This is a genomic window from Sediminibacterium sp. FW305-C-269 (genome assembly GCF_058231045.1).
Genome location: NZ_JBIQXQ010000002.1, coordinates 756,057 through 777,688, shown reverse-complemented (window position 1 = coordinate 777,688; position 21,632 = coordinate 756,057). Strand labels below are relative to the sequence as shown.

At 46.1% G+C, this 21,632-nt stretch carries 15 protein-coding genes; 8 read left to right on the top strand and 7 right to left on the bottom strand.

The window, feature by feature from the left end; genetic code table 11:
- Positions 1-113: 113 nt before the first annotated feature.
- Genes ACH3Y6_RS08660 through ACH3Y6_RS08650 form a run of 3 tightly spaced genes read left to right on the top strand, consistent with a single transcriptional unit; the run spans position 114 to position 6,326 of the window.
- Positions 114-3,269 carry a SusC/RagA family TonB-linked outer membrane protein gene (locus ACH3Y6_RS08660; protein ID WP_490835204.1) on the top strand — a complete coding sequence of 1,052 codons (3,156 nt, stop codon included), beginning with the start codon at positions 114-116 and terminating at the stop codon, positions 3,267-3,269.
- A 17-nt stretch (positions 3,270-3,286) separates the two neighbouring features.
- A complete protein-coding gene (locus ACH3Y6_RS08655; RefSeq protein WP_490835203.1) occupies positions 3,287-4,768 on the top strand; it encodes a SusD/RagB family nutrient-binding outer membrane lipoprotein in 1,482 nt (493 codons plus the stop codon).
- 10 nt (positions 4,769-4,778) lie between these two features.
- On the top strand, positions 4,779-6,326 hold the full coding sequence (locus tag ACH3Y6_RS08650) for an alkaline phosphatase family protein (RefSeq protein ID WP_490835202.1): 1,548 nt from the start codon (positions 4,779-4,781) through the stop codon (positions 6,324-6,326).
- Between the two features lie 47 nt (positions 6,327-6,373).
- On the opposite strand, the gene ACH3Y6_RS08645 is transcribed toward ACH3Y6_RS08650, so the two are convergent.
- Entirely contained in the window at positions 6,374-8,212 is a 1,839-nt protein-coding gene (locus ACH3Y6_RS08645; protein WP_490835201.1) for a UbiD family decarboxylase, read from the bottom strand.
- A 240-nt stretch (positions 8,213-8,452) separates the two neighbouring features.
- Here ACH3Y6_RS08645 and ACH3Y6_RS08640 point away from each other — a divergent pair, with 240 nt between their 5' ends.
- The 4 genes from ACH3Y6_RS08640 (at position 8,453) to purE (ending at position 12,739) form a co-directional block, all read left to right on the top strand.
- Positions 8,453-9,175, top strand: coding sequence for a pyridoxine 5'-phosphate synthase (locus ACH3Y6_RS08640; RefSeq protein WP_490835200.1), 723 nt, complete (start codon positions 8,453-8,455; stop codon positions 9,173-9,175).
- 143 nt (positions 9,176-9,318) lie between these two features.
- Positions 9,319-10,413 carry a TlpA family protein disulfide reductase gene (locus tag ACH3Y6_RS08635; RefSeq protein ID WP_490835199.1) on the top strand — a complete coding sequence of 365 codons (1,095 nt, stop codon included), beginning with the start codon at positions 9,319-9,321 and terminating at the stop codon, positions 10,411-10,413.
- A gap of 215 nt (positions 10,414-10,628) precedes the next feature.
- Entirely contained in the window at positions 10,629-12,029 is a 1,401-nt protein-coding gene (locus tag ACH3Y6_RS08630) for an alpha-L-fucosidase (RefSeq protein WP_490835198.1), read from the top strand.
- Between the two features lie 188 nt (positions 12,030-12,217).
- Positions 12,218-12,739: a 5-(carboxyamino)imidazole ribonucleotide mutase gene (gene purE, locus ACH3Y6_RS08625; protein ID WP_490835197.1), complete on the top strand. Its 522-nt coding sequence runs from the start codon at positions 12,218-12,220 to the stop codon at positions 12,737-12,739.
- 13 nt (positions 12,740-12,752) lie between these two features.
- Here purE and ACH3Y6_RS08620 read toward each other — a convergent pair whose 3' ends face one another.
- The 4 genes from ACH3Y6_RS08620 to ACH3Y6_RS08605 form a co-directional block, all read right to left on the bottom strand.
- A complete protein-coding gene (locus ACH3Y6_RS08620; RefSeq protein WP_490835196.1) occupies positions 12,753-13,505 on the bottom strand; it encodes a DUF6089 family protein in 753 nt (250 codons plus the stop codon).
- A gap of 227 nt (positions 13,506-13,732) precedes the next feature.
- A complete protein-coding gene (gene bshC, locus ACH3Y6_RS08615; RefSeq protein WP_490835195.1) occupies positions 13,733-15,334 on the bottom strand; it encodes a bacillithiol biosynthesis cysteine-adding enzyme BshC in 1,602 nt (533 codons plus the stop codon).
- Positions 15,335-15,408: 74 nt separating this feature from the next.
- Complete coding sequence (locus tag ACH3Y6_RS08610; protein ID WP_490835194.1) at positions 15,409-16,659, bottom strand: NAD(P)/FAD-dependent oxidoreductase; 1,251 nt, start codon at positions 16,657-16,659, stop codon at positions 15,409-15,411.
- Positions 16,660-16,809: 150 nt separating this feature from the next.
- Positions 16,810-17,859: a 4-hydroxyproline epimerase gene (locus tag ACH3Y6_RS08605; protein ID WP_490835193.1), complete on the bottom strand. Its 1,050-nt coding sequence runs from the start codon at positions 17,857-17,859 to the stop codon at positions 16,810-16,812.
- Positions 17,860-17,935: 76 nt separating this feature from the next.
- Here ACH3Y6_RS08605 and ACH3Y6_RS08600 point away from each other — a divergent pair, with 76 nt between their 5' ends.
- A complete protein-coding gene (locus ACH3Y6_RS08600) occupies positions 17,936-19,207 on the top strand; it encodes a sterol desaturase family protein (RefSeq protein ID WP_490835192.1) in 1,272 nt (423 codons plus the stop codon).
- Positions 19,208-19,232: 25 nt separating this feature from the next.
- Here ACH3Y6_RS08600 and ACH3Y6_RS08595 read toward each other — a convergent pair whose 3' ends face one another.
- Both ACH3Y6_RS08595 and ACH3Y6_RS08590 read right to left on the bottom strand, forming a co-directional pair.
- Positions 19,233-20,699: an aldehyde dehydrogenase (NADP(+)) gene (locus ACH3Y6_RS08595; RefSeq protein WP_490835191.1), complete on the bottom strand. Its 1,467-nt coding sequence runs from the start codon at positions 20,697-20,699 to the stop codon at positions 19,233-19,235.
- Positions 20,696-21,619 carry a dihydrodipicolinate synthase family protein gene (locus ACH3Y6_RS08590; RefSeq protein WP_490835190.1) on the bottom strand — a complete coding sequence of 308 codons (924 nt, stop codon included), beginning with the start codon at positions 21,617-21,619 and terminating at the stop codon, positions 20,696-20,698. The genes ACH3Y6_RS08595 and ACH3Y6_RS08590 overlap by 4 nt, the downstream gene beginning before the upstream one ends.
- Positions 21,620-21,632 lie beyond the last annotated feature (13 nt).

The window sequence follows — 21,632 nt, the reverse complement described above, 5'->3', positions numbered from 1 at the left end:
ATTGAGTCTTCTGCCTTTGAGCGGACTGTAACACTATTGCCCCTTTTAAAACAAATAAAATGAAAACAAAACAACTAACTGAATCAAAAAAAAGGCTGAAAAGTTTTTGGCTGATGGCGCTTTTAATAAGCGGCTTTACCTCCTTTGCGCAGCAAAGCACCCTGGTAACAGGAACGGTTATTAATGAAAAAAACGAAGCGTTGCAAGGAGTTACTGTTCTTGTAAGTAATGTAAACGGAAAAGACAACTATACTGGAGTTACCGACGAAAAAGGAATTTTCAGTTTTAAAAGATTGCAGGCAGGCAGCTACTACAATTTTTCTGTGACTTATATCGGCTACGAAGCCGGAACTGTTAAAAAATACCAGGTAAAGCAGAGTGAAAACAATTCATTGCTCATCAAACTCAAGGCAGTCAGTTCCTCGCTCAATGAAGTGGTGGTAACGGCATTAGGTATTAAGAGAGAAGAAAAATCACTCGGTTTTGCCGCCCAATCAGTAACTGAAAATGCTGTAAAAGATGCCAAAACCAATAACTGGATCAATTCTTTATCAGGGAAAGTAGCTGGTTTAAACATTCAGGGAACCGGTTCGGGGCCCATGGGCTCTTCACGCATTACTTTACGGGGAGAGAATTCACTGAATCTCGACAACAACCAGGCCCTGATCGTGATCGATGGCGTACCCGTGAGCAATAAAATAACTGGTACGGGATACAAAGCGCATCTTGCCACTGACAGCCCGGTAGATTTCGGCTCTGACCTATCTGATATCAATCCGGATGATATTGCCAGTATTACCGTTTTAAAAGGACCTGGCGCAACCGCATTGTACGGCAGCCGCGCCGCTGGTGGTGCATTGATCATTACCACTAAAACTGGAACCCGCAAAGAAAAGGGACTTGGTATTACCCTCAACTCCAACATTAGCATAGACCAGGTTAACCGATGGCCCGACTATCAATACGAATATGGCGAGGGCCGAACCATGAGTTATTTCTCTTATGGCGATAGTCCTGATGGGATCAATACTGCCATGGGCGTTGCCGCAGGAAGGGCCTGGGGACCTAAATTCAATGGGCAATCATATTACCAGTATGATCCCAATACCATCGATAACAAAGCAACTGCAAAAACACCGTGGGTAGCTTATCCAGACTATATCAAGGGTTTTTTCCAGACGGGAGTTACCATTTCAAACAGTCTTTCCATCGAGGGTGGTAATGAAAAAGGGTCTACCCGTTTATCAGTATCACAGTTAAAAAACACCTGGATCATTCCTAATACCGGTTACGAAAGGATGTCAGCATCATTATCAGTAAACCAGAAAATTTCTGATAAACTTAAAATCAACGGAAAAGTTACTTATACCAATAAAAAAAGCGACAATCTGCCGTCTGCAGGTTATAATAATCAGACACTGATGTACTTCCTCATTATTGGAACAGCACCTAATATTAACCATAACTGGTTTAAACCTTATTGGATGCCTGGTCTGGAGGGCGTTCAACAGAAAAATTCGTTTAATCCAGGACCGGACAATCCGTATATCGACATATACGAAGACCTCAACAAAATGAACAAACACGGAGTGATCGGAACCGTATCTGCCAATTACGAATTCAACAAAAACCTTGAATTAATGATACGATCCGGAGTAGATATGGGTTTTGAATTCCGATCACAGCAAAGGCCTTATAGTATTACAAAATTTCCCAAAGGAAGTTATCGTGAGCAGAATGTCTTTAATTATGAGATCAATACAGATGTTTTACTTAGTTATAAGAATAACCTGAATAATACAGTTAAATATTCAGTATCGGGAGGAGCGAATGCCATGCGTCAGACTTACGATTTTGCAGGCATGAATGCTGACCAGTTGGCTCAGCCTGGCATTTACCAGATATCCAACAGCCTAGATCAGGCTGTTGCTGATCCACAAAAAACAAGAAAAGCAATCAATAGTGTATATGCTTCCACACAATGGTCATACCTAGAGAGAATCTTCCTGGATGTTACTGGAAGAAATGACTGGAGCAGTACCTTGCCTTATGGGAACAACTCATTCTTTTATCCGTCTGTAAGTACCAGTTTCCTTTTGAGCGATCTGTTTCGGTTACCTTCACAGGTATCCTTTGCCAAGCTGAGATTATCCTGGGCACAGGTAGGTAACGACACACGGCCTTATCAAACTTCCCGTTACTACGACAGAATATACAGTAACAGTTTCACCAATTCCTCCACGTTGTTTAACCCCTCTTTAAAACCAGAAATCACTTCCAGTTATGAAGCAGGTCTGGACATCCGGTTACTTAAAAACAGGTTATCACTGGATGTTGCATTTTACCAGAACAAAAGCAAAAACCAGATTCTCGCAATTCCGCTGGATCCTACTTCCGGCTACTCAAGTGCCCTGGTCAATGCAGGAATGATCGAAAGCAAGGGTGTAGAAGTACAATTAAAAGCTGTTCCGGTAGCCCAAAAAAACTTCAAATGGACCAGTACATTAAACTGGAGCCGTAACAGAAGTTATGTAAAAGAACTGGCTAATGGCATAACAAGTCAGGTTATCTACAGTCATGACGGCAATGTAACCATCGAAGCAAGAGTGGGTGGAAGAATGGGAGACATGTATGGAAGAGGCTTCCAGCGTTCACCTGAAGGAAAAATTATCTATAACTCAACGGGTTTACCAGCCACACTTGACGTTACTACGAAAGTTTGGGGTAATGCCTTTGCAGACTGGAAAGCCGGATTACTGAATGAATTTACTTTTAGCAATTTCAGGGTTAGTGTCCTGTTTGATTACCAGCATGGCGGCAGTATGTATTCTCAGACCAACCACAAATCCAATACCCTCGGTAAAACAAAAGTGACCCTCCCTGGCAGAGAAACAGGAATTGTTGGAGACGGAGTGGTGCTGGGATCAGATGGCAAGTATAAACCCAATACTGTGAGCGTTTCTGCCAGCTCTTATTACGAGAATGTTTATGCCATTAATAATGCCGAGATGAACATTTTTGATGCCTCCTATCTGAAATTAAGAGAGGCCCGTATTGAATTCAACCTACCGCAGAACCTGTTGAAAAAAGTTGGTATCGCTCAAACCAGTGTAGCAGTATATGGTCGTGATCTTTTCAACATTACCAGCTTCCCGGGATTTGATCCGGAAGGAGGAAACCTCAACAGTGGCACACTTACCCCCGGAGTTGAATTAATGCAATTCCCTTCCACCAGGAATATGGGCATTAACCTTACATTAAAATTCTAATCTGACAAACCCTGATCATGAAAAAACATTTTGTATACTTATCATTAATTCTGCTGGCTTTACTAACAGGCAGTTGTACTAAAAATTTCGAGGAACTCAACACAGACCCTAACCGGCCAAAAGATGTAAACCCGGGTGTAATGCTGGGGCAATTACAATACCGGATCATAAACAGCAGCATCGGCGCTGCACGTAATTTCACACACGAACTGATGCAGGTAGATGCCCCCCGGAGCAGTAGTAAAGATGGGGTTCACCGGTATGTCATTAATCCAGGGGCAGGTGTATGGAGTGGTTTTTATGCTAACCTTACGGACATAGAAGACATCATCAAAATTTCAACAAATTCAGGAGAAAAGAATTATAGGGCTATCGGGTTAATATACAAATCCTGGGCTTACTCCATTCTGACTGACCTTTATGGAGATGTGCCTTATTCGGAAGCCACCCAGGCCAACAATGGTAACTTCTTACCGAAATTTGATGCACAGAAAGATATTTACAAGCAGATACTTACTGATCTGGCTACCGCCAACGATTTGTTCGATGAGAACAAAGCCCTTACTTACGGCGGTGATTTTGTATATCCTTCCAATTCCTTAACTGCCGGCAAGAACCTGGGAATACAGCGCTGGAAGAAGCTCTGTAATACCTTACGCTTACGTTTATTATTACGTTTATCCAGGAAAAATGCAGAACTGAATGTAAACAATCAAATCACTGCAATCCTGGCAGATCCTGTAAAATTCCCAGTTTTCACCTCCACAGCTGATGATGGAATTTTCCGTTATCCGAATGTGTTCCCCTTCTTTAATCCATACTTTACTGCCAGGCAATTGGACTGGAGAGACGGAACTTATTTTACCAAGTTTTTTCTTGACAGGATGAATGCCGACAATGACCCACGCAGAAGTGTATGGTGTACAACCGTTATGGTAAATGGCCAGAGCGTTTACCAGGGAATAGAGTCCGGATATCCCACCACCACTGAATACGTAGTAGGAAAGAACTCCAGTTATTCCGACGCGCTAAAAACAGCATCAAACATAGGGATAATGATCACATATGCAGAATTAGAATTCATAAAAGCAGAATTGTCACTGAACGGATTCAACACCGGCAAAACACCCAAACAACATTACGAAGCAGGCATTACCGCTTCTATGACACAATGGGGTGCCGTTATGCCAGCCAATTACCTTACACAGGCAGGTGTAGCTTACAATGCAACATCTTCGGCAGACGCACAGTTACAGCAGATTATATTGCAGAAATATTATGCTTACTTTTTCGTTGACTACCAGGCATGGTTCGAAAAAAGGAGAACCGGCTATCCTGTATTGCCGAGAGGTGCCGGCATACCCACAGAAAACCAGTTTCCATGGCGTATCCCCTATCCAACTTATTTGCAATCTTTGAACCCAGAAAAATATGCAGCTGCGGTAACCGCTATCGGCGGCAAGGATGACAGTAATACCAAAGTATGGTGGGATAAATAAATCAATAAATATGAAATCATTAATGCAGAAATACTGTTTTGCAATAAGCCTGTTATTTCTTAGTCTTAACAGCTACACCCAGACAGTTAAAGCGATTAGCCGCAATAGAACATTGATCGTGTTCTTCGATGGACTTCGTCCGGATTATATTACCCCCGAAACCATGCCCAATCTTTATGCCTTCAGCAAAAAAGGGGTGTATGCCAGGCAACACCATAGTGTATTTCCAACAGTAACCAGGGTAAATTCAACTTCCTATTCTACAGGCAGCTACCCTGCTACACATGGAATCATGGGAAATACGGTCTATTTCCCCCAGGTTGATAAAAAGAAAGGATTGAACACAGGTGAAGCAGCCGAACTAAACCGGATCAGCGCTGCTACAAACGGGCAATTGGTTACCACAACCTCCCTTGGAGAAATATTACAGAAGGCTGGTGAAAAAATGATGGTATTCAGTTCCGGTTCTTCCGGACAGGCACTGCTCCAGAATCATACGGTCAGCGGTGGTGCAGTGATTAATACCAGTATGATATTACCCGCATCTTTACAGCCAGAGCTCGAAAAAAAACTGGGGCCTATCCCCCCTCATACCAAACCAAACTCAGCACAACATAAATGGATCACCGATGCGCTGATCAACTATGGTTTCGCTCCTGATGGTCCCTTAGTCAGCGCTATCTGGTATTCTGACCCGGATGGCACGGCACATAGTGATGGAATCGGCGTTGTTTCAAGTATGGCATCTATCAAGTCGGTGGATGAACAGTTTGGCCGTATCCTTGCAGAATTGGAAAAACAACATCTCCTTCAGCAATTCAATATTCTCGTATCTACCGATCATGGTTTTGTATCCTATAAAGGAAATAAAGAAAATAACCTCACAGAACTGTTGATCAGAGAAGGACTTAAACAAAATAAGGAAAGCGAAGATGTGGTGATAACGGAAGGCGCCATTTATGTAAAAGACCATAACCCAACCCTCATTCAACAGATCGTATCACTCTTGCAATCACAATCCTGGATAGGAGCCATCTTTACCAAAGCAGTTACCCCCGGTAGCAGCCTTGGGTTCATCGAAGGAACCATTTCTTTCGACGCCATTCATTGGAATCACCCGGAACGCACCGCTGATATTCTTGTAGACCGCGATTGGAGTGATGAGACAAACCCAATGGGTTATGCCGGATACAGCAACAGCAATGGCGTTGCGGGCCATGGTGGCTTTAGTAAATACGAGGTGCATATTGCCTTACTGGCCGCAGGCCCTGATTTTAAAAAATCTTTCATCAGCGATATGCCCTCTTCAAATGTTGATATTGTTCCGACAGTGCTCCATCTGCATAAAATACCGGTTCCTGCATCAATGGATGGACGTGTTCTGGATGAAATATTAAGCGGCAAAGACAAAGAGAGTAAAAGCCTTGCTAAAACCGAGACCATCAGCACTTCCGCCAAATACAAAGGTGGAACTTACCACCTGAAACTAGAAAGAACTATTCTGGGAAAATATAAGTACGTGAATTTCTCTAAAGCAACCAGGATAGCAGACAAATGAATGTTCTAGAACATGGCATTTGCAAGTATTGTTTGCAAATGCCATGTTTATATCACACCATATAGACTCCCCCCCTTCTCAAACAAGCGGTCGATCCTCTTTTCTACCACCGGATCTTTTTCCAGCGGAGGTGCATGGTGCGGTTTGATGCGGGCATCGATCACCAGGGGTCCGCGACAGCCCCAGTGTTTGTTTTCCATGAAAGGATCAATACCGTAGATATCGTGCGAGGGGTTACAACGTGTATAGGTTACCCATACATAGTTCCGGATATTCTCAGCTGTGAACGGCGCATTATCCGCGATCACGATCATAGCCACGCCGGCCAGCTCCTCGGATTTCCATACCAGTTGCTGGTTCAGCACTTCCATCTCCACCTGCGCCATTTCATATGATTGGAATGCATCTGCTTCCAATATGACCACACCGGGCATGGCAAGACTGGCTTTACGGAATAACCTGAGGTTTTGAAAGATGGATGGCACTTCCTTACACAAAGTCCGTTTCACTTCTCCATATGCAGCAAATACCACTTTACTGCCGCTGTTCAATCCTGTTCCGGAATAATCGAGGGTATCAATGGTGGTATTCGTATGAAAATGTACGTCACGGGTAAAATCGATCCGCTCAAGCAGGTATTCCAGGAATGCCTGCACATTGTGGGTACGCAACTGTTGGGTATCGTCGGCGGTTATGAACAGAAATTTGGCAAGGCTGAGCTGTCCGGTGCCCAATACATGGTTGGCAATGGTCAATAACTCGGCCGGTTGTTTGGCGGGTGTATACGGTGTGTACCGCTCGCTGCCAATGGCTAAGAGCAGGGGATGCACGCCAGCCGCATCCACCGCATGTACTTCCCGCAGACCGGGTATTTCCTGCGGTATGGCATTACCGGTCAGCTCATGGATCAATTCGCCGAAACTGGTATCTTCCTGCGGCGGGCGACCCACTACCGTGAACGCCCAGATGGCATTTTTGCGGGCATAGACTTTATGCACCCGCATCAATGGAAAATCATGGGTGAGACTGTAATAGCCCAGGTGGTCTCCAAAAGGTCCTTCGGGTTTATTCTCGCCGGGATATACTTCGCCTGTTATCACAAAATCTGCGTCGGTGCTGATGCAGAATCCATCCTGATAGGTATACCGGAACCGTCGCCCCCCCAGTAAACCGGCAAAAGTCATTTCGCTCATGCCTTCCGGTAAAGGCATGACTGCCGAAACGCTGTGCGAGGGCGGCCCTCCCACAAAACAACTCACTTTTAAAGGCTGCCCTTTAGCATTGGCTTTTGTCTGATGCACGCCAATACCCCGATGCAACTGGTAATGCAGGCCAATCTCTTTGTTCAGTTCATACTCGTTACCGGTAAGCTGTATGCGGTACATACCCAGGTTGGCTTTCATGATACCCGGACTGTCAATATCTTCACTGTATACCTGCGGCAGGGTTACAAATGCACCCCCATCTTTGGGCCAGTGCTGGATCAGGGGGAGATCGGCGATACTGATCTCTTCATATAATACGGGTTTCGAAACAGGGTTTCGCAGGGGCAACGCTTTCATGGCTGCCAGACCGGTCTGCAGGTTATCAATCGGGTGTTTGATGGCCCGCATGGGATCCCCCTTCAGTGCGATCAGTTTCTGTACCTGCGAAAAAGTATCCCGGAAGATGAACTTACTCCTTTCAATAGTGCCGAAGATATTCGATGCAGCCCGGAACCGCGATCCTTTCACATTTTCAAACAACAGGGCCGGACCACCCGCATCATACACACGAAGATGGATGGCAGCCATTTCCAGATAAGGGTTCACTTCTTCCTTGATACGAACCAGATGGCCGTTCTTTTCCAGATCGTTCAAACATTCTTCTAAGGAAACATAACTCATGCGCTCATAACAAATAAATGATTCAAATGTTGTTCCTGTCTGCTGTTCTCTGCTACAAAAAACACGCAACTATCCTTTCAGAAACCGGTAGCACCAGTACTAACCGGAGCCACGACCCTGACAACCAATATTCAACCGTTGTTGGCACATCGAAGCTACGCCAAGCCGGCCAAATAAAGAAGGCTGCTTGTGCACAAATCATCACCCGGCAAACTCTGAACTTATCTGTATTTTTGCGGCATGACCAAGCTCAGTGTGAATATCAACAAATTTGCCACCCTTCGCAACAGCCGGGGCGGCAACAATCCGGATGTTTTGCAGACCGCCATCGATGCCCAGCGTTTTGGGGCAGACGGGGTAACCGTTCATCCCAGGCCGGATGAACGGCATATCCGTTATGAAGATGTGCGCCAGATCCGGAAGATCATCACTACCGAATTCAATATTGAAGGGAACCCTACCGAACAGAAATTCGTAGACCTGGTACTGGAAACCCAACCTCACCAGGTGACGCTGGTACCTGATGCACTGGGGCAGCTCACCAGCGATCATGGCTGGGATACGATCCAACACAAAGACTACCTGGTAAACATCATCGGCGTATTCAAAAAAGCCGGTATCCGGGTGTCTATTTTCGTGGACCCGGTGATCACCATGGTAGAAGGTGCCGCAAAAACCGGGACCGACCGTATAGAACTATACACAGAAGCCTATGCCCGTGAGTTCGCCGCCGGAAAACCGAAACAGGCCATTGCACCTTATATAACAGCCGCCAAACGAGCCAAAGAACTCGGTCTGGGCCTGAATGCAGGCCACGATCTGGATCTGCATAACCTGAAATATTTTTCGCAGCATATTCCCGGACTGGATGAAGTAAGTATTGGCCATGCATTGGTTTGCGATGCCATTTACCTGGGATATGAAAATACGGTACAACTGTACAAACGACAGTTGTGGAAATAAAGAACAGATGAACAAGAACAGAGGAATGAAGAAGGCGGGGTAAAGTAAATTATCACACTTTAACTATTTTTTGTATCTTCTACGTCGGGTCCAGTCTTACTCAGATAGCCATAGATAAGCTTTACTTACTTTTTTCTTCCTTTATGAAAAAAAACATCCTAAGTACGCTTATATTACTGTTCGGCAGCGTAGGAGTTTACGCAACATCTACGGATATTATAATAAAGGGTAACATTTCCAATATACCATCCAAAAAAGTATACTTAACAGATGCTTTTAGATGGGATGTTTTTATAGACTCTTCGGACTATAACGGTCATTCCTTTTTCTTTCGCCTGGATTCAAAAAAATTCTCTCCTTTTCAAGCCAGTATTGGATTTAAAAATAAAGCAGGCAAGTTTCAGCAATTACTTTTTGCCTATTCCAATCCAATCATTGTCAATAATTCAAAAATTACAGGCATTACTTCTTTTATGTTAGATAAAGGTATTACAACCCTTAGTGGTGATGCCAATACATCCATACGTCTCCCGCATAATGCACAGAACGAGTCCTTTGAAAAAAGTCAAAGCCTGCAATTTTTATTGAAGGGTCTTGACAAACAGAGCCGAATAAAAAAGCTCGATCTAATCGCTTCCTATATAAAAAAATACCCTTACTCCTACTTTCTGTTAGCATCGATATATAATTACCGGTCATTTTATAGCAAAGAGGAATTAAAATACCTGTTATCTCTATTTGATCAGGATATCAAGCAATCCAACCAGGCAATCGCTTTTAATAAATATATATTTATTATTTCATGCACCACATGCGTCATACCAAATGCAGTGGTAGAGGATGATAAAAAGATAACTACGAAACTGAATTACTCAAGCAGTAAAATTACCATGCTAATTTTCTGGGCAAGTTGGTGCATGCCGTGCAGAAAGGAAATTCCTTCATTGAAAACATTACACAATAAATATGCTTCCTTAGGTTTACAAATGTTTAGCATTTCAATCGACACCGACAACAGTGCCTGGAAGAAAGCTTTACAAACGGAAAAAATGGTCTGGCCTCAATATATTATACCACAACCAAGACTAGAAGATACAAAATCTGAATTCAACTTTATAGCAATCCCTACCATAATATTTGTGGACAACCGGGGTACCGAATTGAAAAGGTTTACAGGTTTTGATGAAAGAAACATTTCCGAATACAACAACCTGATCAACACCAAACTAAAAAACTAAACTAGCCGAAAATCTTCTCTTCAAGCAACGGCAACGTATCATGTATCTGCAATAAAACAACAAAATTGCCTATAATAAAGGTTGTCAATCGTTGAATGCCATCCTCCTTTCATATTCCTCTGTTCCTTGCTCATCTGTTCTCCTGCTCCATTCCACATTCCTGAATTTTAATTTTGCATCCATCATTATTGTAAATTGGTTGCTCAATGCACCATATGAGAAATTATTTACTGTTAGCGGGCTGCTTGTGGGCAGGGAGTTTGCTGGCACAACCCGTAAAACCTGTCTACCCTGTCCCTACCAAAGAACAACTGAGATGGCACGAGAAGGAGTTTTATCTTTTCATCCATTTCGGTCCCAATACTTTTACCGATAAGGAATGGGGAGAGGGTAACGAGGATCCCTCTGTTTTCCATCCCACAGCGCTGGACTGCGAGCAATGGGCACGTATTGCCAAACAGGCGGGTGCTAAAGGCATTATACTTACCGCTAAACATCATGATGGTTTTTGTTTGTGGCCCAGCAAACAAAGTACCCATACCGTAAGAGAGAGTAAATGGATGAATGGAAAAGGTGATGTGGTGAAAGCCCTGTCGGAAGCCTGTAAAAAAAACGGGCTGGATATGGGTATTTATATCTCACCCTGGGACAGAAACCATCCCAAATACGGTACACCCGAATACAATGATGTATATATCGCCAGCATGAAGGAACTGCTGACGCAATACGGCAAATTCTTTGAACTATGGTGGGATGGTGCCAATGGTGAAGGGCCCAATGGCAAAAAACAGGAATACGACTTCCGGCGTTTCGAGGACTCCGCATTCAAATGGCAACCACAGCTGGTGATCTTCAGCGATATTGGTCCGGGTACCCGTTGGTGCGGCAATGAAAAAGGAACCATCAGTAACACCAACTGGAACCTGCTGGATACCGCCGGATTTAAAAGAGGTCATGGCGGCCCTCCTACCGACACTTTGAACAGCGGTAATGTGAACGGGAAAAACTGGATCCCCGCTGAAGCAGACGTATCTATCCGGCCGGGATGGTTTTATCATGCCAAGGAAGACAACAAAGTAAAATCACCCGAAACGCTGTTCACTCTTTACCTCAAATCTGTAGGTAATGGAGGTAACTTACTGCTGAATATCCCACCCGACAGAACAGGTCGTATCCATCCTGCAGATTCCGCATCGCTGGTAGGATTTCGCCGAATCAGGGATGCCGCTTTTGCCCAAGACCTGCTGCAAAAGGCAGGTATCAGCAGCATATCGCCCAATCAAAAAATCACCACACTGACAGATCACAATACTCATACCTACTGGTCATCTGCTCAAAAAGAGAACAGCACGTTGCTGATAACCCTGCCAAAGAAAACAACCCTGAATACCGTAGTGCTGGAAGAAATGATCGGCTACGGCCAGCGCGTAAGTGCTTTTACCATTGAGGCTTTTGACGGTCAGGCATTCAAAACGGTCTTTACCGGCACCACCATCGGCCGAAAAAAGATCGCCCAATTTCCGGAACAGGAAACCACCCAACTGCGTGTTGTGATCCAACAGGCAAAAGCAGCACCGGTATTAAGAAGTATTTCGGCCTACCGGATAACCCACTAACCCAATAACAGAAGAGGGGTTCCACTTACAACGGCCCCCCTCTTCCCTTTTCCCTCTCCACGAGCAGTTTCCCGATCAAGGCTCACCCCACTCCGCGCCTTTGCGAGCAACTATTCTGTTCCATAACCTGCTCCGCGCAGGATGTACATTCAGAAAATCAAGTATCTTGCAGTAAGCAAAAACAGATTATGGCAATCACCCAACCACTGGTAGGCATCATTATGGGAAGCGACAGCGACCTGAACATCATGCAGGCAGCTGCTGATATCCTTACCCAGTTCAAGATCCCTTTTGAACTGACCGTTGTCTCTGCCCACAGAACTCCCTTACGAATGGTAGACTATGCCACCACTGCTAGAGAACGTGGTCTCCGTGTCATCATAGCCGGTGCCGGCGGTGCGGCTCATTTGCCGGGAATGGTTGCATCGATCACTACTTTACCTGTGATCGGCGTACCCATCAAATCGTCCAACTCCATCGACGGATGGGATTCTGTACTGTCCATACTTCAAATGCCCAATGGTGTACCGGTTGCAACCGTTGCGTTGAATGCAGCAAAAAATGCCGGTCTGCTTGCGGCGCAGATCCTTGGAACCGCTGATGCCAATATCTCCGCAGCCATGGCTCATTATAAGAATGAAATGAATCATGAAGTGAACGGAAAAATAGCCAAACTGAAAAAAGAATGGCCCAATGGTTTTGATGAGTAACCATGATTGTTACTTATAACGCGGGCCTCGGGCACCTGATCCCATCACTGCCCAATACCCAACTTAGTCCCAGTGAAAGGCTATAATAGGTATCCTTATTACGGTTATCCGCAGCATAGCTGAATCCATCGATGTAATCCGTGAAGGTATAACGAAAGAGCAGTTCGGCGGTAGCTGACAATCGCGGTGTTATTGCCCATCGGACTCCTGCACCCAACGGTATCACCGGCAGAACAGTGGGAAGTTTCCGTACCGTATCAATGCCCAACCCGATCTGGGTAGTCGTCTTATGATTGAAGACGGTCGTATCCAGCCGGCTCCAGTCGCGCGTTACCTGCAGTAAACTCAGTCCGAATCCAGCCATCAGGTAGGGAGTTAATACATGATAATCTTCCTTACCGTTATCACCATACAAATTATAGGATATGACACCCGACAGTTCCGTAACCGTTGTATGAAAAGAAAAATTACGGAGCTGTTTCCAGGATGGGCTACTGAATTTAGATTCATCGGCCTGGAGTGACCCTATGGTAAGATTGGCCCTCCAGGACAGATACGACGAAAAAGGTTTACCCACCCATAGCTGCAATACAGGCCCCACTGCTTTGAATGAGCCATACTGGTTCCGCACCAGATCGCCTTGATACAGAAAGGTTCCTGCATTGATACCTATTTCATACTGATAACGTCCGGATTGGGCTTGCAGTTCAACAAAAGAACAGGAAGTGATTAACAGCAACAAAAGATTTCTTGCAATAGCATTCATAACTGACGTTTGAGTGATCGTAAATAACGTTCAGGTAGAACTCTATCGGGGGGATATTGGTTTTACTAAAAAATAGGCTTACTTAACAGATACGGTCTGAAGCAGAATTGCTGTTCTGCTAAAAAAAATCATACCAGTAGCATACAATTTTGCTACCGTTTTTTGTTAACGAACTGGTAATGCTGAAAAAAGGCTGTCGTATTTTCTCGGGTGCTTGTAGAGATCCCTCAGGAATGCACTGTAATGATGCCAAATCCCTTATTCAGGCCGGTAGAAACCTCATAGATCATCTGTAACCATTTTTGACCATACGTGGCATAGTGCAAGGAGAAATTATCCACCCTTTCCTGCAGGCTGTTATTGGGGAAGAGTTGTTGTATAAGGGTATGGATCTGCTGCCGCTGTACATCGTATTTCAATCGCTCTGCACGTAATAATTTCTTTTCGAGCGCTGTAAGTTTTTTGAGGGCCTGTTTTTCCAGTGCAGTAACATGCTCCGACAGGGTACTGTCTACTTTATCGGTAATCCCGCGAAGCTGTTTGTACAACGACTGTGCCTGCTGTAATTCCTCGTTGATGGTCACCTGGTGTTCGGTCTCGCGTTTTACGAGTGTATTCAACAGATCCAATTCGGCTGAAAATAGATCATTCTCGGCAAAACCCAGTTTTTCCCATTTTAACCCCTGTTCCTTTTTCAGCAAAAGAAAAGAGTTACGTAAGATCAGTACCGGGTATGGTATCTGTACCGCTTCAAATACGTTCTTCAATTCCAGCCAGTAAGCCAGTTCTCCTCCCCCGCCAATGAAAGCGATATTGGGAAGCACCGTTTCCTGGAATGCACCACGCAGGATCACATTGGCGCTGAAACGTTCCGGGTATTCCGACAGCTCTTTCAGGATCTCTTCTTTTGAGAAAGAAAGTCCCAATGCCTTCACTTCGTATCGCTGATCCTGCCATTCAATGCGCTCCCTTTTATTATCGATCAGGTAGAACAGGTTGATATCCCTGCCGCCTGCCTGTACTTTGTAATGCCTGCCAATTTTTTCGATCGTGTCTGCCACGATGCTATGCGAAAAACCTTCAAGCAATTCTTTCTGTACAACAGGCTGAAATATACTTTTCAGTTTGGCATGGTCCGGCACCAGTACTACCAACCCGAACGAGCCGAACAATGCATTCACCAGTTCCAGAGTAGCTTGCTGAATGCTCCTGCCTTCGGTGTAACATTGTAACAACAGGTCAGTAAGTTCCTGGCCAAAAGGTAATACACCTATCTGCCCATGTATGGCGTGTATGAGCCGGACAAGGGCTTTATCTACTTTCATCCTGCCAACAGCACCGGTCTGTTTGGTTTCCCATACCAGTTTTTGTCCGCCAACATTCACATAACCCAGTTCATCCAGGTCCGCATCTTCGCTACCCATATAATACACGGGTACAAACTTCGCATCAGGTATAGCAGCGCTCAGTTCATCTGCGAGTTTAATGGTATGAATGATCTTATAAATAAAGTAGAGCGGCCCGGTAAAGATATTGGGTTGATGGGCCGTAGTTACGGTGAACACCTGCTCCTGCAGCAGTGATTCGATATTGGTCTTGGTAATGTCTGTAAGGGATAGACCTGCATATTGTTCCTGCAGTACTTCTACCAAAACTTTTCTTTGTGTAGGAAATGTTTTCCTGGCAGCAATGGATTTCTGAATTCCCGACAGGTCGGGTGTATGCAGGTAAAAGGGTTGCAGAGAAGCGGACTGCGACAGGTAATCGGAAACGATCTTGGAGAAATAACCGGTGCTTTCGTAGGGTAAGTAGGTAGCTGTCTGATCCATAATATGGGTAAAAATACAATTTACTGGATACTGCGGTATCCATTCATCATTTAGACTTGTCTAATGCGTTGTTCCTAACTGAACCTGTCTGGATCAAACGGCGTAATATCCATGCTGCAGGTTTCTTCGTTCAATATTTCGCTCACGATTTTACCGGTTCCGGCACCCAGGCTAAGTCCCACCATGGCATGGCCTGTTGCCACCACCACATTCTTCCATTTACGCGTGCGGCCCAGGTAGGGCAACCCGTCCGCTGAACAAGGCCTGAAACCATACCAAACCTTGTCCATCGTTGGCATTGGTACTTTAAAATCAGGGAAAAAACGTTCTACCGCCTCCAACACACCTTTTACCCGGTTCATCCTGGGTGGTGTATCTGTGGAGGTGATCTCCATAGTACCACCAAAACGGATCTTGTTACCATCCATCGGCGTCAGCGCTACACGCCCCTCGATCAATACGGCAGGATGGTTGAGTTTATATGGAGAATCTTCCAATGTCACAGAATATCCCCTGCCCGGAACCAACGGTATCTTCATGTCCATCATCGCAGCCAGTTCACGGCTCCAGGAGCCGGAGGATAGTACGATGGCATCCGCATCATATACCCCTGTTACAGTTTTCACTTTGGTAATCTGGCCGTTACCATTTTCAAAACCTGTCACCGCTTCATTCACCAATATTCGAACACCTTTCTGCCTGAGATCTGCTAACAATTGTTGCATCAGCTTGTTGGGATACAGGTGCGCATCGCATTTAAAATGCAGTGCTCCTTTTGCGTTGATACGCGTTTGTGGCTCCAATTGATCCAACTCCTCCTTGGTCAGCAGTACGGTATCGGTCAAACCCAGCTCGTGGGCTTTCTCCATCATATGTCTGGCATGATTGCCACCGGTATCGGTCTGGAATATCTCCAGCAATCCTTTCCGCTCATAAGCAAACTGAAACTGCGGCAACTCTGTCCAGCCCTCGTAGGCTTTCTTACTGATCACTGCAATGTCCCGCAACGGTATAGCGGAACGCTCCACATGTTCCGGAGTAGCGATCTTCATGAACTTCATACCCCAGTCTATCAGACTCCAGCTTAACCTTGGCTGCACATAAAAAGGACTGCGCGGATTCCACATTAATTTCAAACCCTGTTGCACAATGCCGGGTGTTGCCAGGGGTACAAAATGGCTGGGACAAACATATCCCGCATTGCCATACGAGCAGTTGGACGACATATCCGTTTTATCAATCACCGTCACTTCATGTCCGCTCTGTTGCAAAAAATACGCGCTGCTCAATCCTACAATTCCGCCACCGATAACGACTACTTTCATATCCGATCTATTTAAACCACAAAATTCGCGATTAATTTGCAAATATTAATGATAGAATAATAGTATGATAAAATGATAGCATGACAGAATGGTAAGGAGGATTTCTTCAAAACATTCTATCATGCTATCATTCTATCATTCACTCATTATCTACACCACCTGGAATCCATACGCATACGGGTCATCGTCTTTATCGATGGAAATCGTGTTATATCCATAGATCCTGGCCCATCCTTCCACGCTGGGGATGATGGCGGGTTTGCCATCTACTTCGGTGAGCTTTTCCACTCTTCCGGTGAATTTGGAACCGATGATGCTTTCATGTATAAAAACATCCCCTTCTTTCAGTTTGCCTTTTGCATACCACTGCGCCATTCGGGCAGAAGTACCTGTACCGCAGGGTGATCGGTCAATCGCCTTATCGCCATAAAAGACCGCATTACGCGCCGAAGATGTGGGATCCAACACCGCCCCTGTCCAGAGAATATGTGAGCAGCCATGAATGGTAGGATCATCGGGGTGTACAAAACTGTATTGGGCATTGATGCGTTTCCGCAGTTCCCTGGCCCAGGCAATCAGTTTATCGGCCGGATACTGTTCCAGGCCGGCAAAGTTGGGTTGTACATCCACGATCGCATAAAAATTACCTCCGTACGCTACATCAATGGTAAGAGTGCCCAGTTCCGGGCAATCCACCGTAAGACTTTCTGCAGCCAGGTAAGCAGCAACATTGGTCAGTTTTACGGCCGTCACCTTTTTCCCTTCCTGCCGGTAACTGATCCGCACCAGGCCTGCCGGCGCTTCCATCAATACCACTCCGGGTGTTTTTGGCTGTATCAGCCCTTCCTCAATAGCAATGGTGATGGTACCGATGGTGCCATGTCCGCACATGGGTAAACAACCACTGGTTTCAATAAACAATACCGCCACATCATTGGCGGGGTCGTGCGGAGGATACAGGATACTTCCACTCATCATATCATGACCACGGGGTTCGAACATCAGGCCTTTTCTTATCCAGTCGTATTCGCGTAAAAAATGCTGGCGTTTTTCGCTCATGGTACTGCCCTCCAATGCCGGACCACCCACAGCCACCACCCGGACCGGGTTCCCACAGGTATGGGCATCGATACAGGAAAAAACAGGCCCGCTCAAATGGCCAGGCGAAGGCATGGTATAAGGGATGGGACTGGTTAACATATGGAATACAGTTAATTTAATGGTGTCTGTAGCGGGAAATTAGCCGTTTTCTTTATATTCATGATACGATTGCTCTATGGAAACTTACGGAAAAATACTATTGATCGCCATGCCGGCTTTCCTGGCACTGGTCTTATTTGAGAAATGGTGGGGCTGGCGCAAGGGGAAAGATACGGTCCGGCACCTAGACATGATCTCCAGTCTGAGTTCCGGCATCACCAATACTGTAAAAGACGTACTCGGACTCAGCATCGCCATTATCAGTTACGGATGGATGGTGGAACACCTGGCCATTGTACATGTACAGTCGTCCGTTCTGCTTTATATCATCGCTTTCCTGGTGCTGGACCTTTCCGGCTACTGGGTTCACCGCCTTGATCACGAATACAATTTCTTCTGGAACGCACATATCATACACCATAGCAGCGAGGATTATAACCTGGCTTGCGCGTTACGGCAAAGTATCTCTACCGTGTTCCGCGTGTTCACCATCTTTTTACTGCCTGCTGCTTTACTGGGTGTTCCAGCAACTGTCATTGCCGTGGTGGCCCCGCTGCACCTGTTTGCACAGTTCTGGTACCATACCCAGCATATACACAAGATGGGATTCCTGGAGAAGATCATCGTTACCCCTTCCCATCACCGGGTACACCATGCCATTAACCCGGAATACCTGGATAAGAACTATGGGCAGATCTTTATCTTCTGGGACAAACTGTTCGGCACTTACCAGGAAGAGTTACCCGATGTACCGGCAGTATACGGCATTACCCGTCCGGCACAGACCTGGAATCCGATCAAGATCAACTTTATGCACCTGTGGTTGATGATCAAAGATGCCTGGCGGGCCGGAAACCTGCGGGATAAGTTACGGATCTGGTTCATGCCCACCGGCTGGAGACCGGCAGATGTGGCAGAAAAATACCCCGTGTACAAGATCGAGGATGTGTACCATTTTGAGAAATATGAAACCCAGGCTTCAAAAGGTTTTATAGCCTGGGCCTGGATAGAATTGAGTGTGGCGCTATTGCTGATCAGTTATTTCTTTGCGCATATTGCAGAGATCGGAAGTCCGGCCATGTTTGTTTATGGCGCATTTATTTTCTTATACATCTATGCCTATACCGAACTGATGGACAAAAACCCCAATGCCTGGCTATGGCAGCTGGCCAGTTCTGCATCAGGGGTTGGTATATTGTATCATTACAAAGACTGGTTTGGTATTACCCAACACCTGGGTGATCTTAACCTGGTATTTATTGGCTATTTTCTGCTGTCTGTAGCGGTGGCCTTTTATTTCTGCATCACCGAACCAAAACAGCAACTGGCAATGACGGGTAATTATTGATTGCCCTGTTTTTTTTGCCTACCTGTTATCTGATTGACCATTCGTTGTTCACCAGACGCCATAGCCCTAATGGATTATACCGTTGCAATGCTTCGGGCAATAAAGCATCGGGACAATTCTGGTAACATACCGGACGTACCCATCTTTTCACAGCCTGTATGCCCACTGCGGTAAAACGGCTATCGGTGGATGCGGGGAAAGGACCGCCATGAACCATGGCAGGGCAAACTTCCACTCCGGTAGGTACGCCATTGAATACGATCCTTCCGGCAATGGAAGGCGCTATCTCCAACAGGGAACGATGGGCTGTGAGATCAGCATCGGTTCCCATGATACTGGTGGTCAGTTGTCCGGCCACTGAGCGCCAGACGGTTTCCAATTCCTTTTCGTTCCGGCAGATCACCATCAGCGAGTATGGACCGAACACTTCTTCGTGTAATATAGGATGTTGCAGGAACCGTTCACCGCTCACTGTGGCTACAGCAGGATGCGCTTCCAACGCTCCGGGTGCAGCGGCTGACTCTGCCAGCAGCTGCACGCCTTTTTCGGCAAGTGCTGCCTGCTTTTTTGTATAATACGCCTGGTGTATACCGGCATGCAGCATTTTTGCGGGTATCACTGCACTGATCTCCGTTGCCAGATGAAGGAGAAAGGAAGATAACCCCTCACCCTCGATCGCTATCAACAATCCGGGATTGGTACAGAACTGTCCCATACCCAAACTGATGGAAGCAGCATATTGTTTTGCCAGATGCGCTGCCTGGGTGGCTAATACGTCTGGTAAAAAGATGACCGGATTAATACTTCCCATCTCTGCAAACACAGGAATGGGATTTTTACGTGCCGCAGCATAATCATACAATGCTTTTCCCCCGGTAAAAGAACCGGTGAATCCGACCGCAGCGGTATGCGGGTGTTGTACCAGCGCTTTGCCGGATTCAAAAGAGGCATCAGTCACATGCTGAAATGTATGTGAAGGCATGCCTGTACTGTTGATGGCTTCCGCAATGGCATTTGCCACCATCACCGATGTCTGCAAGTGTGCAGGATGCGCTTTGACCACTACCGGGCAACCGGCAGCCAATGCGCTCGCCGTATCTCCACCAGCTGTTGAATAGGCAAAAGGAAAATTACTGGCACCGAATACCACCACCGGGCCAAGCGGCTGCAACATCTTACGGATATCAGGTCGGGGAGGATTTTTATCCGGGATGGCTTCGTCGATGGTAGCTTCTACCCAACTGCCTTCTCGGAGCATCTGGGCAAACATGCGTAACTGAAAAGTAGTTCTGCCACGTTCACCGGTCAACCGGGCTGCCGGCAGGTTGGTCTCTGCAGAGGCCTGCGTTATCAACGCATCACCCAATGCTTCTATATTGCTGGCGATCACTTCCAGGAAAAGGGCTTTCTGTTCTGCACTTGTTCTCTGATAAGGCAGAAAAGCAGCTGCCGCCTGTTGCATCACCTGGTCTATCGGTATCGGTTGTATCATGATTCGCTGAGTTGTAAATATTCGGGTAATACGGGCCTGGTGGCTATACCCTGCTGGATGGTTTTCAACACCCGCTCCCTTTCTTCGCCCACCAGTGGCAGCCGGGGCGGACGAACCGTTTCCGATCCTATGCCCGCCTGTGTTTCGGCCAGTTTGATGTACTGCACCAGTTTGGGATGGATATCCAGCTCCAGCAATGGCATGAACCAACGGTAAATGGCTGTGGCTTCTGCAATATGTCCTGCTTTTACCAGCCGGTAAATGGCCACGGTCTCCCTGGGAAAAGCACAGACCAATCCGGCCACCCAGCCATTGGCGCCGAGTAACATTTCTTCCATGGCGAGGGTATCCACACCACAAAGAATACTGTACCGGTCACCAAACCGGTTGATCAGCCTGGTAACATTGGTCACATCGCGGGTGGATTCCTTGATGGCTTGTATATTAGAGCAGACAGTAAGGTCTTCGAACATATCCGGTGTTACATCGATCTTATAATCCACCGGGTTATTGTAGATCATGATGGGTAGGTCTGTGGCATTGGCCACGGTGCTGAAATACGTAACCGTTTCACGATGATCGGTCTTATAACGCATCGGGGGCAGCAGCATGATCCCCTGTGCACCCCAGGCTTTGGCATAAGCAGCCTGCTGTAATGCCTCCCGGGTACTTCCTTCCGCAATATTCAATACTACCGGTACCCTGCCGGCTACTTTTTCTATGGTGAATTTTACCAGGGTCTCTTTTTCCGAAGTGCTCAACACACTGGCTTCTCCCAGGGTGCCGCCCAGAATGATCCCGTTCACACCTGCATCCAGCTGGGCATTCAGGTTCTTCTCAAATAAAACAAGATCCAGTTGATCCTTGTCGGTGAATTTGGTCGTAATAGCAGGAAAAACGCCTTTCCAATCGATAGACATGGAGAATTAATGA